Source organism: Bradyrhizobium sp. NBAIM08, assembly GCF_020193935.1.
Lineage (GTDB): Bacteria > Pseudomonadota > Alphaproteobacteria > Rhizobiales > Xanthobacteraceae > Bradyrhizobium > Bradyrhizobium yuanmingense.
The window spans coordinates 89,285-101,431 of the sequence record NZ_JADYVR010000006.1 but is presented as its reverse complement, the minus strand read 5'-3'; the positions used below and the strand labels follow the sequence as shown (position 1 = coordinate 101,431).

Annotated in this window: 13 protein-coding genes; 4 read left to right on the top strand and 9 right to left on the bottom strand. The window is 64.3% G+C overall.

The window, feature by feature from the left end; genetic code table 11:
* Positions 1-3: 3 nt before the first annotated feature.
* From I6F37_RS21460 to I6F37_RS21425, 8 genes are all read right to left on the bottom strand, one after another.
* Positions 4-489, bottom strand: a complete 486-nt coding sequence (locus I6F37_RS21460) for a FixH family protein (RefSeq protein ID WP_057026793.1) — start codon at positions 487-489, stop codon at positions 4-6.
* Between the two features lie 15 nt (positions 490-504).
* Entirely contained in the window at positions 505-1,971 is a 1,467-nt protein-coding gene (gene ccoG / locus I6F37_RS21455) for a cytochrome c oxidase accessory protein CcoG (protein ID WP_036037795.1), read from the bottom strand.
* Between the two features lie 121 nt (positions 1,972-2,092).
* Positions 2,093-2,968: a cytochrome-c oxidase, cbb3-type subunit III gene (gene ccoP, locus I6F37_RS21450; protein ID WP_225143672.1), complete on the bottom strand. Its 876-nt coding sequence runs from the start codon at positions 2,966-2,968 to the stop codon at positions 2,093-2,095.
* A 6-nt stretch (positions 2,969-2,974) separates the two neighbouring features.
* A complete protein-coding gene (locus tag I6F37_RS21445; protein ID WP_025034779.1) occupies positions 2,975-3,139 on the bottom strand; it encodes a cbb3-type cytochrome c oxidase subunit 3 in 165 nt (54 codons plus the stop codon).
* Between the two features lie 13 nt (positions 3,140-3,152).
* Entirely contained in the window at positions 3,153-3,887 is a 735-nt protein-coding gene (gene ccoO, locus I6F37_RS21440) for a cytochrome-c oxidase, cbb3-type subunit II (protein WP_225143671.1), read from the bottom strand.
* A gap of 12 nt (positions 3,888-3,899) precedes the next feature.
* Positions 3,900-5,549, bottom strand: coding sequence for a cytochrome-c oxidase, cbb3-type subunit I (gene ccoN, locus I6F37_RS21435; RefSeq protein WP_036004408.1), 1,650 nt, complete (start codon positions 5,547-5,549; stop codon positions 3,900-3,902).
* A gap of 321 nt (positions 5,550-5,870) precedes the next feature.
* Positions 5,871-6,296, bottom strand: a complete 426-nt coding sequence (locus I6F37_RS21430; RefSeq protein ID WP_036037783.1) for an HPP family protein — start codon at positions 6,294-6,296, stop codon at positions 5,871-5,873.
* A 40-nt stretch (positions 6,297-6,336) separates the two neighbouring features.
* Complete coding sequence (locus I6F37_RS21425) at positions 6,337-7,170, bottom strand: universal stress protein (protein ID WP_225152612.1); 834 nt, start codon at positions 7,168-7,170, stop codon at positions 6,337-6,339.
* 218 nt (positions 7,171-7,388) lie between these two features.
* Here I6F37_RS21425 and fixL point away from each other — a divergent pair, with 218 nt between their 5' ends.
* From fixL to I6F37_RS21405, 4 genes are all read left to right on the top strand, one after another.
* A complete protein-coding gene (fixL, locus tag I6F37_RS21420) occupies positions 7,389-8,906 on the top strand; it encodes a sensor protein FixL (protein ID WP_225152610.1) in 1,518 nt (505 codons plus the stop codon).
* 2 nt (positions 8,907-8,908) lie between these two features.
* Positions 8,909-9,526, top strand: a complete 618-nt coding sequence (gene fixJ, locus I6F37_RS21415; protein ID WP_036037810.1) for a response regulator FixJ — start codon at positions 8,909-8,911, stop codon at positions 9,524-9,526.
* 43 nt (positions 9,527-9,569) lie between these two features.
* On the top strand, positions 9,570-9,986 hold the full coding sequence (locus I6F37_RS21410) for a response regulator transcription factor (RefSeq protein WP_225127469.1): 417 nt from the start codon (positions 9,570-9,572) through the stop codon (positions 9,984-9,986).
* A gap of 102 nt (positions 9,987-10,088) precedes the next feature.
* Positions 10,089-10,787 (top strand): helix-turn-helix domain-containing protein, encoded by a 699-nt coding sequence (locus tag I6F37_RS21405; protein ID WP_036004466.1) that lies wholly within the window; start codon positions 10,089-10,091, stop codon positions 10,785-10,787.
* A 43-nt stretch (positions 10,788-10,830) separates the two neighbouring features.
* Here the strand turns inward: I6F37_RS21405 and I6F37_RS21400 are convergent, their stop codons facing one another.
* Positions 10,831-12,144: an MFS transporter gene (locus I6F37_RS21400; protein WP_225152608.1), complete on the bottom strand. Its 1,314-nt coding sequence runs from the start codon at positions 12,142-12,144 to the stop codon at positions 10,831-10,833.
* Positions 12,145-12,147 lie beyond the last annotated feature (3 nt).

Below are 12,147 nucleotides of genomic sequence, written 5' to 3'. Positions count from 1 at the left end.
CCTTCAGTTCAGGATCACGCGGTTGCGCGACATGAACACGCGCGTCCCCCGCGCCTCGCCCTCGATCACCAGGTCCCATTGGCCTGGCGCGACGGACGCCGCATTGCCGCGATAGAGGCCGATGCCGGCTTCGCTGAGCTCGACGGCGAGGTCGGCGCGCTTGTCGGTCGGCCGCTCCAGCCGGCCGCCGAACTTCAGCCCGGAGATCGGCTGGCCGCCGGCGTCGCGGGCCTCGACCTGGACCGAGGCGCCGCCGTCGTTGCGGCGCTCGACATGGGCGTTGACCTTCCACTTCCGCGCGGCCTGGTCCTGCGCCGCCGAGATCTCGCGATCGTAGACGAGGCCCGCGGCATAGGGGCTGTCGACGTCGGTGCCGGGCAGCGTTGCGATGGCGAGCTTCATCATGGTGGCGTTGACGCCGATAACGAGGCCGAAGAAAGCGACCAGCATCAGGAAGACCTTGGTTCCGGTCAGCGGCTTGGATGACATGGTGGTCTCCTGATCTTACGGCGCGACAAAATTGTCGGTGGCACTCGCGGCGACGCCGAGCCCGATGTCCATGACGTGGAAGCGGACCGGAATCGATTTCTCCGGATTGTTTTCGGCCGGCGCGGTGACCAGCAGCCGCAGCTCGCTGGTCGCATCGCGCGGGATCACGATGATCGGACGGTCCGGCGTGACCGAATCGATGCCGACGACGTGCATCGTGGGGTTCACGGGCCCCTCGACGTCGATCGCGATGACGCGGTCGTAGCCGCTCTTGTTCAGCAGCCGCACCGTATAGGCGTTGCGGATCGAGCCGTCGCTCAGCTTGACCGCGACCGGGTTGCGGTCGTGCAGCACGTTGACGTCGAGCAGGCTGCGGGTCGCCAGCGTATAGATCATGAAGCCGCCGACGGCCGCGATAATGGCACTATAGACGACGGTGCGAGGCCGGACGATCCGGTAGATCGGCGCCTTGCCTTCCTGGCGGCGATGGATGTTGATGTCGTTGTCGTAGCCGATCAGCCGCTTCGGCCGGCCGATCTTTGTCATCACGTTGTCGCATGCGTCGATGCAGAGGCCGCACTGGATGCATTCCATCTGCGGTCCGTTGCGGATGTCGATGCCGGTCGGGCAGACCGCGACGCATTGGTAGCAGTCGACGCAATCGCCGACCTGCTGGCCGAGGGCGCGCAGCTCGGCGGCCTTTTTCACCGAGGTGCGCTTCTCGCCGCGGTCATAGCGATAGGTGACGTTGAGCGCCCATTCGTCGGTGAGTGCGGCCTGAATGCGCGGCCACGGACACATATAGGTGCAGACCTGCTCGCGCATGAAGCCGGCGAGCAGATAGGTCGTCGCGGTGAGGATGCCGATCCAGATATAGGCGAGCATCGGCCCCTGGAAGGTGACGAGCTCCTTCACCAGGGTCGGCGCGTCGTTGAAATAGAGCACCCAGGCGCCGCCGGTCCACCAGGCGATCATGAGCCAGATCGAATGCTTGAGCACGATCTCGGAGATGCGCTCCAGCTTCATCGGATCGGACGATTTGTCCTTCTTCATCCGCTCGCGCCGGTCGCCCTCGATCAGGCGTTCGACCGCGTAGAACAGGTCGGTCCACACCGTCTGCGGACAGAGATAGCCGCACCAGATCCGCCCGCCGATGGAGTTCATCAGGAACAGCGCCACCGCGGCGACGATCAACAGGCCCGTGAAGTAATAGACCTCCTGCGGCCACAGCTCGATGAAGAAGAAATAGAAGCGGCTGTTGGGAAGATCGATCAGCACCGCCTGGCTCGGCGCGCCGAGACCGCGATTCCAGCGCACGAAGGGCAGGAAGTAGTAGACGCCGAGGCAGAATGCCATCAGGCCCCATTTGATCCGGCGGAAAGTACCGGAGACGCTCTGGGGATAGACCTTCTTGCGGGCCGCATAGAGCGGCCCGACGTCGTCCGCGGGCTTCAGTTCGTTCGGATTGACGGTCTTGTTCATCGCCTCGAGTTTCTTCAAAGGTGCGATTAAACCTAGACCCGGCACCGCCGCGCAGGTTGATCCAACGCAAACGGGGGCGCTTTTCTTCGCCCCCGCCGGAAGTCGTCGGTCGCGGATCGGCCTATTTGCCGCCGCCGAGCGAGTGGACGTAGACCGCCATCGCCTTAATGGTGGCGGGATCGAGCCGGCCTTCCCAGGCCGGCATCACGCCGGCGCGGCCCTGGCCGATGGTCTCGATCAGGCTCGCCTCGTCGGAGCCGTAGAGCCAGATCTTGTCGGTCAGATCAGGTGCGCCCATCTCCTGGTTGCCCTTGCCGGCGTCGCCGTGGCAGGCGGCGCAATTCTCCGCGAAGATCTTCTGGCCCTTGGCGGCGTCATAGCCGTTGCGGGTCGACAGGCCCGACAGCGACCGCACGTAATTGGCGGCGGTGACGATCTCGTCGCCCTTCAGCACGCCATCCTTGCCGAAGGCGAGCATCTGCCCCTCATGGGTCTTGGCATGGCCCGACCGCACGCCGAACTGGATGGTCTGCATGATCTGGTCGAGCGAGCCGCCCCACAGCCATTCGTCATCGTTCAGGTTGGGATAGCCCTTGGACCCCGTCGCACCCGTGCCGTGGCACGGCGCGCAATTGTCGCCGAACACCGTCTTGCCCTTGGCGCGCGCAAGCGCCAGCAGAGCCGGATCCTTCTGGATGTCGGCGAGCGACGCCGAGCCCAGCGCCGCCATCTTGTCACCCCGGATCTTTTCGAGGTTGGCGAGCTCGACCGCGACGTCGGCGCGCGAGGAGTAGCCGAACAGGCCGGTGGTGTTGCTTTGGATCAGCGGCCAGGCCGGATAGACGATCCAGTAGCCGATCGACCAGACGATGGTGAGATAGAAGGTGATCACCCACCACCGCGGCAGCGGCGTGTTGAGCTCCTTGATGCCGTCCCACTCGTGTCCGGTCGTGGACTTGCCGGAGACGGAATCGATGTCGCTAGAATGATCGGTCATGGTTTCTCACTCCTCCCGCAAGGGCAGGTGCGCTGCCTTGTCGAACGCAGCCTTGTTACGGGGCCAAAATGCGTAGGCGATGATCGCGAGAAAGATCGCGACGAACACCGGTGTCCAGATCGTCGTCACGAGATCGGACGCAAGATTATGGACGGTCAGGATGGCTTTCATCGTTCATGCCTTCTCAGCGAAGATTGGCTTTCTCGTTGTAGATCTTGAAGTCGACCAGCGTGCCGAGCATCTGCAGGTACGCGACCAGCGCGTCCATCTCGGTCGGCGTGCCGGTCTTGCCGTCGAAATTGCGTACGACGGCCTTGGCGTAGCGCTTGGTGAAGGCGTCGGTGCCGGCATTGTCCGGATCGGCCTGGGCCTTCAGGTCGCCGGCGGCATTGGCGATCTGCTCGTCGCTATAGGGGACGCCGACGGTCCTGAGGGCGCGCATGTCGCCGGCGATCGCATCCGGGTCGATCTCGGCCTTGCTGAGGAACGGATAGCCGGGCATCACCGACTGCGGCACGATCGCGCGCGGGTTGGCCAGATGGGTGACGTGCCACTCGTCGGAATATTTGGCGCCGACACGGGCGAGATCCGGGCCTGTGCGCTTGGAGCCCCACTGGAACGGGTGATCGTACATGCTCTCGGCGGCGAGCGAGAAATGGCCGTAGCGCTCGACCTCGTCGCGCAAGGGCCGGACCATCTGCGAATGGCAGAGATAGCAGCCCTCGCGGACATAGACATTGCGCCCCGCCAGCTCCAGCGGCGTGTAGGGCCTGACCCCATCGACCTTCTCGATCGTGCTCTTGAGGTAGAACAGCGGAGTGATCTCGACGAGACCACCGACCGCGACCACCAGCAGGATGCCGACAATCAGGATGATCGAGTTCTTTTCGAAGATTTGGTGACGTGTCCAGAACGACATTGCTTGAGCTCCTCATTCCGCCGGCTGAAGAGCGACGGGCATCTGGACTTCCTGTTCGCCGACGCGAACCGTCATCCAGAGATTGTAGGCCATGATCAGCGAGCCGATCAGGAACAGGCCGCCGCCTGCTGCGCGGATGATGTAGAAGGGATGCATCGCCTCGACGGTCTCGATAAAGGAATATTCGAGGAAGCCGAGCGAGGTGTAGGCGCGCCACATCAGGCCCTGGAGGATGCCGGACACCCACATCGCCGAGATGTAGAGAACGATGCCGAGGGTAGCGACCCAGAAGTGCCAGTTGACGAGCTTGAGGCTGTAGAGGCCCTTGCGATTCCAGGCCCACGGCACCAGGCAGTACAGCGCGCCGAAGGAGACGAAGCCGACCCAGCCGAGCGCGCCGGAATGCACGTGGCCGATGGTCCAGTCGGTGTAATGACTGAGCGAATTGACCACCTTGATCGACATCATCGGGCCTTCGAAGGTCGACATGCCGTAGAAGGCGACGGAGACCACGAGCATGCGCAGCACGGGATCGGTGCGCAGCTTGTCCCAGGCACCCGACAGCGTCATCAGGCCGTTGATCATGCCGCCCCAGGAGGGCATCCACAGCATGATCGAGAAGGTCATGCCGAGCGTCTGCGTCCAGTCCGGCAGCGCCGTGTAGTGCAGATGGTGGGGACCTGCCCAGATGTAGAGGAAGATCAGCGCCCAGAAGTGGATGATCGAGAGCCGGTAGGAATAGATCGGCCGCTCGGCACGCTTCGGGATGAAGTAGTACATGATGGCGAGGAAGCCGGCGGTCAGGAAGAAGCCGACCGCGTTGTGGCCGTACCACCACTGGAACATGGCGTCCTGGATGCCGCCCCAGGCGACGTAGGACTTCGAGCCGAACACCGAAACGGGCAGCGCCGGGTTGTTGCCGAGATGCAGCACCGCGATCGTCACGATGAAGGCGAGATAGAACCAGTTCGCAACGAAGATGTGCGGCTCCTTGCGCTTGAAGATGGTGGCAAGGAAGACGAGCAGATAGACGACCCAGACGATGGTCAGCCACAGATCGGCGTACCATTCCGGCTCGGCATATTCCTTCGACTGGGTGACGCCGAGCAGATAGCCAGTGCCGGCGATCAGGATGAAGAAGTTGTAGCCGAGCACGACGAACCACGGCGCGAGGTCACCGGCAAGGCGCGCGCGGCAGGACTTCTGCACGACATAGAACGAGGTTGCGATCAAGACGTTGCCGCCGAAGGCGAAGATCACGGCGGAGGTGTGCAGCGGACGCAGGCGGCCGAAGCTGATCCAGGGCAGATCGAAGTTCAGCGCGGGCCAGGCCAGCTGCGAGGCGATGATGAGGCCGACGAGGAATCCGGCAATGCCCCAGAACATCGCCATGAAGGCCGAGAACTTGATCGGCCCCATGCTGTAGTTCGGGCGGCCGTTGATCTCCTGGGCCGGCAGCGCCGCCGGCCGCTCGAAGTAGCGGTTGACGATGAAGAACACCGCAGCGAGGCTCGCCGCCGCGCTGAGCGCAGCGTGGAACGCGAAGGGCGCATCGAGCGCCTTGGCCGAGGCGATCACGCAGAGGAAAGCGGTGACTGCGAATACGACAGCCAAGCCGCTTTCACCGATGGTCATGGATTTTGAGATGGAGGGCTGGCTCATGCGGATTCTCTCTGAAAGAACACGCTGCCAGAAACCACATCCACCCTCGCGGCGAATTGATTGAAATCAAGATAGATGGATTTCTGTTAATGTGAGCCGATGCAGTGCCGGTTGAAATGCCCTCTCCCCTTGTGGGAGAGGGCAGCGAGAAAGGTGCGGCAAACTCACTTGGGTGAGGGGTTGGTTCCGCACGAAAAGTTTTTTCGTTGAAGCGGACCCCTCATTCGGCGCTTCGCGCCACCTTCTCCCGCAAGGGGAGAAGGGAAGAAAGATAGATAACCTCCGTGAAATCACGGAGGTTGGAACAGAAGGATCCAGACGTCACCCCCGCGCCGTCGCCTTGAGCGCCGCAATGACGTCCTCGCGCGCGATGATGCCGACCAGCTTCTGTGTGCCGTCCAGCACGATGATGCTCCTGATGCGGTGCTCGACCATGATCTGGAGCACGCGCGTCAGCCGCGTGTCGGGGCTGACATAGATGAACTCGGGCGTCATGACGTCGCCGATCTTGCGGCTCATCAGGTCGTCGTAGCGCGGCAACATCTGGCTCGGCGTAAAGGCGAAGCACTTCAGGATGTCGAACTTGGTCACGATGCCGACCACCTGCCCGTCGTCTTCGACCGGATAGGAATTGAAATCGTCGGTCTCGAACATCTCGCTGAGCTGGAACAAATCGAGGTCGCGCTGCACCGTCTTGACGTTGCGCGTCATGTAGCCGTCGACGGTCTGTTCAAGAAATTGGTACACGGCGCGTCCTCCTCGATTCCTCAAACTGGCCGGACGATGGTCAGTGCGACAGCAGCACGCTGCGGACGGTTTGCGTCACCAGATATTGCGTGACGCCTCCGAGGATCAGTTCGCGAAATCTCGAATGACCATAGGCGCCCGCGACGATCAGGCCCGCGCCGGTGTCGCCGGCGACTTTCTCCAACCGCGCAGCTGGGGTTTCGTTTCCTGCGGCCTCGAGGACCCGCGCAGTCGCGGTGATGCCGTGGCGGCCGAGCCAGGCGGCAACGTCGCTGACACCGGCCATCACGGCCGAACGGTCGTCGCCCCGCTCCGGGATTTCCACGATGGTGACGTCCTTCGCCTTGTGCAGCATCGGCAGCGCGCCCGCCACCGCCCGCCGCGCTTCCGGCGTGTCCTTCCACGCCACCAGCACGCTGCGCAGGTCGAGCCAGTTGGCCCGGTCGGGAACGACGAGCAGCGGGCGGCCGGTCTGCATCACCAGGTCCTTGGGACTCGCCAGCGAGAAAGCATCGGAGAAGGCCGGGCTCTGCCCGCCGCTGACGACGATGTCGGCGCAACGCGCCTGCGCCGTGACGAAGCGGGCCGGATAATCCATCGCGCTGCGCCACTCCGCATGCCCACCGCGATTCTTCACGGCGGCGCGGAATTGCGCTTCGAGGCCGGCCAGCCGTCGCTTGATCGAAGCTTCGCCCTCGTCGATCAGCGCTTGCGCCTCTGCGCCGTCGGTGAAATAGAGCGGCGGGGCGAACTGCGCTGCGGCGACCCCGACGATGGCCGCCTCGAATCGTTCGGCGAGCTCGCCTGCGACCTGAAGACGCGCTTCGTTGAGTTGATCGAGCGCCAGGCTGACCATGACGGTGGCGTATGTCATCGGGAAATCTCCAGCATTACAGAATTTTTTGAATCCTAGACCTGCTGCCGCGCAACAGGCTGAGATAGATCAAATCGAGGTCTCTGGCTGCCCACTCTCCCGGAATGGGGAGTCCGGCAGTGGATTCAACGTCCGCGCTTGCCTCCGGCCGAGCCTTGGGCGACATTGCTGAAGCGGTAACGGCATCCTGCCGGTCCGCCGAGAATAGGAGCAGAACCTTGGCGCCGACCCGCGGGAACCATCCGGCAGACGATGGTCGGGGCGAGCATTTCCGAGTCCGCATCGAGGGATTCGGGGTCGGCACCTGGGACCTCGACCTGCAGACTCGCGAGCTCGACTGGTCGGACACGGCCAGACGGCTGTTCGGCCTGCAGCCGGACCAGGCCGTCAGCTACGATCTCTTTCTTTCCCTGTTGGAGCCGGGCGATCGGGACCACCTCCTGAAGGCGATCGGGCGCACATCGGAAGGTGGCGGGGGCCTCGACTTGTCCTTCAAGGTCAGCGGCGCGTCCGGAAACGGCCAATGGATCCGGGCCAGGGCCGGCGTGATCCGGGACGATGCGGGCATGCCGCGTCATCTCAGCGGGATATTCCTCGACATCAACGAGGAGAAGCAGCTCGAAGAGGCCCTGCGGTCCCAGGAGAATCATCTTCGCTCGATTCTCGAAACGGTGCCCGATGCCATGATCGTCATCGATTCACGCGGCATCATGCAGCTCTTCAGCAGCGCGGCGGAGCGGCTGTTCGGCTACAGCAAGCAGGAAGCGATCGGCCGGAACGTGAGCATTCTCATGCCGGAACCCGATCAGTCGCGTCACGACAGCTATCTCACGCGCTATCTCAGGACCAATGATCCGCACATCATCGGCATCGGCCGGATCGTGACGGGCAAACGCCGCGACGGCACGACCTTCCCGATGCACCTGTCCGTCGGGAAGACGCAACGCGCGGGCGAGCCCCATTTCACCGGCTTCGTCCGCGACCTCACCGAGCACCAGCAGACCCAGGCGCGGCTCCAGGAGCTGCAATCCGAGCTCGTGCACGTGTCGCGGCTGACCGCGATGGGCGAGATGGCTTCCGCGCTCGCCCACGAGCTCAACCAGCCGCTGGCGGCGATCAGCAATTACATGAAGGGATCGCGGCGCCTCCTCGCCGGCAGCACCGATCCCAACATGCCGAAGGTCGAAAGCGCGCTGGACCGCGCGGCGGAACAGGCATTGCGCGCCGGCCAGATCATCCGCCGCCTGCGCGACTTCGTCTCCCGCGGCGAATCCGAGAAGCGGGTCGAGAGCCTGTCCAAGCTTATCGAGGAAGCCGGCGCGCTCGGGCTCGCCGGCGCGCGCGAGCAGAACGTGCAGCTCCGCTTCAGCCTCGATCCCGACGCCGACCTCGTTCTCGCCGACCGGGTGCAGATTCAGCAGGTGCTGGTCAACCTGTTCCGCAACGCGCTCGAGGCGATGGCGCAATCGCAGCGGCGCGAACTCGTTGTCGCCAACACCCGTGTCGCCGACGGCATGATCGAGGTGGAGGTCTCCGACACCGGCATCGGCTTCCGGGAAGACATCATTCCAAACCTGTTCCAGACCTTCTTCACCACCAAGGACACCGGCATGGGCGTGGGACTCTCCATCAGCCGCTCGATCATCGAGGCCCATGGCGGCCGCATGTGGGCCGAGAGCAACGCAACGGGCGGAGCGACGTTCCGCTTCACCCTGCCGGCAACCGACGAGAGCTGACCATGACGATCAAGGGAAACGTTTACGTCATCGACGACGACGCCGCGATGCGGGACTCGCTGAACTTCCTGCTGGATTCCGCCGGCTTCGCCGTCACCCTGTTCGACGACGCGCTCGCCTTTCTCGAAGCCCTGCCCGGCCTCGGTTTCGGCTGCGTCGTCTCCGACGTGCGCATGCCCGGCCTCGACGGCATCGAGCTCTTGAAGCGGATGAAGGCGCAGCAAAGCCCGTTCCCGATCGTGATCATGACCGGTCATGGCGACGTGCCGCTGGCGGTCGAGGCGATGAAGCTCGGGGCGGTCGACTTCCTGGAGAAACCATTCGATGACGACCGACTCACCGCCATGATCGAGTCGGCGCTCCGCCAGGCCGAGCCCGCCGCCAAGAACGAGGCCGTCACGCACGACATCGCCGCCCGCGTCGCGTCCTTGAGTCCGCGGGAGCGCCAGGTCATGGAGGGGCTGGTCGCGGGCCTCTCCAACAAGCTGATCGCCCGCGAATACGACATCAGCCCACGGACCATCGAAGTCTACCGGGCCAACGTCATGACCAAGATGCAGGCGAGCAGCCTTTCGGAACTTGTTCGCCTCGCGATGCGCGCCGGCATGCTCAACGATTGAGGCAGGTCAAGGCGACTTCACGGCGCAGTGCTAGCCAGGCAGCATGGTTGAGGTCAGCCCACATCGTGCGCGGCCGTCGTCCTCCCCACAACCCACCGTCTTTGTGGTCGACGATGATGCCGCAGTTCTCGGATCCCTGCGGTTCCTGCTGGAGACCGACGGCTTCGCCGTGCGGACCTTCAGGAGTGGCACGGCGCTGCTCAATCTCGGCGCCGCGCCCGGGCCGGACTGCTACGTCATCGACTACAAGATGCCCGACATCAACGGCATCGATTTGACCGGCCGGCTTCGCAAATCCCACCGCGACGCGCCCGTGATCCTGATCACCGGCTATCCCGACGAGAACATCTCGGCCCGGGCCGCGATGGCGGGCATCAAGGACGTGGTTTTGAAGCCGCTTCTCGACGAAAACCTGGTCAAGTGCATCCGCCACGCCATCCAGGACCGCCCCGGAGCGTGACCTAGGGACTCTACGTAGGTAAACATCCCTAAGATAACGCGCGAAATTTCCGGATTGCGTGTTTCATCGTAGCAGTGCTCCATCACAACGGAGATGGCGCAGATGCTGACCCAGACGCTCAACACCCAGGCGATCAACACCCAAATCGGTGGCAAGATTGCTCCTGCCCACCCCGTTACCGACCAGTTCGGCGCGATCGCGGGCCATGTCGGCCTGGTCGCCACCGAGTTCTCCTACGGCAAGGACGAGGAGATCTATGGCGAGGAGGAGGCGGCCGAATATGTCTATCAGGTCGTGACCGGCGCGGTGCGCAGCTACAAGCTTCTCTCCGACGGCCGCCGCCAGATCGGCGCCTTCCATCTTCCCGGCGACGTGTTCGGCCTCGAATCCGGTCCCACTCACCGCCTCGCCGCTGAAGCCATCATCGATACCACCGTCCGCCTCGTGAAGCGCGCCAGCCTGGAAAAGGCCGCCGGCACCGACGTGCAGGTCGCCCGCAAGCTCTGGGCCATGACCGCCGGCGAGTTGCGCCATGCCGAGGACCACATGCTGCTGCTGGGCCGCAAGACTGCGATGGAGCGCGTCGCGACCTTCCTGCTCGAAATGGACCGCCGCCTCGCCGTCGCCGGCATGATGGCACTGCCGATGTGCCGCCGCGACATCGGCGACTATCTCGGCCTCACCTTGGAGACCGTGTCGCGCGCGCTGTCGCAGCTTCACGCTCAGGGCATTCTCGGTTTCTCCGGTGCCCGCCAGATCGTGCTGCGCAACCGCCAGCGTCTGCACAATCTCGACGCCTGATCCTCCATCTTCCTCCCGACCCACTTTGGCCGGCTGAATACGTTCAGCCGGCCATTTCTTTGGTGGCGGTCAGACCCGTGCGCCGCGTCTCCGGCATCACAAAGAAGATCAGCAGGAGCCCCGCTGCGGCAACGCCGGACAGCCCGATGAATGCGGTGGCATTGCCGAACTTGTCGCTGACATAGCCGCCAAGCACCGTGCTCAGCGACGCGCCGATGCCCGTTGCGGTGCCGACGATCCCCTGCGCCAGGTTGAAATGCCCGCTGCCGAACGCGACGTCGGCGACGATCAGCGGGATCATCACCGCGAAGACCGCCGCGGTGATGCCGTCGAACACCTGCACCAGCACCAACAGATACGGATCGCGCACGGTCGCAAACAACAGGCCGCGAATCGCCAGAGCACCGAATCCGATCAGCAGCAGCGGGCGCCGGCCCCACGCTTGCGCCTTGCGCCCGACCGTCGGCGACAGCAGCGCCACGATCGCTTGCGGAACGACGATGCAAAAGGCGACGAGCACGGTCGCCCATTGGCTCGATCGCGCCGTCACCGCGCTCGCCATCAGCGGCATCATCGCGGCGTTCGCGAGCTGCAGCAGCAGCACGCTGAGCGCGAACACGATGAGCGGGCGCTGCCGGATCAGGTGCCAGATATTGGGATCGCCGCGGTCGGCGGCTTCAGGCGGCAGCTCGCCGTGACAGCGCCTGATGTCGACCTCGTTCTCGCGGATGCGCGACAGAGCGATCAGGGTTGGAATCACGAGCAGGAAGGTGACCAGGAAGACCGAGCGGCTCGATAACAGGTAGCCCGCGGTGCCCATCACCGCCGCCGCGACGCCGTTGCCGAGCGAGGCGAAGCGCGCGTTGCGCCCGAGCCGCTCGCCGATCGCGAGCGGGCCGACGAGGCCGAGGCTGATCGCGGCGATCGCCGGCCCGAGCACGCAGCTCGCCATCGCATGCAGCGTGGCGGCGGTCACCACGACGGCGAAGATCGGCATCGCCGCATAGGCCAGCGCGCAGGCGCCGATGGTCGCGATCGCGAGGGCAGCGACGAGGCGCTCCGATTTCGCGGCATCGATGATCGCGCCGCCCGGCATCTGGCCGATCAGGGCGACGATGCCGCCGATCGACAGCACGAACCCGATCTCGACCTGGGTCCATTTCTGCGTCGTCAGATAGACCGCGATGAATGGACCGAATCCGGTCTGCACGTCGGCGAGGAAGAAGATGAACCAGTCGAGGCCGCGCAGGCTCTGCCGCGAGGGCGCCGGAATGTCCGCAGCCGCCGGCTCCACGACGTTGTCCTGCTCGACGACGCCGCCGCGATCTGCATGGTTCGGCTTCCTCGATAACAGCACGGG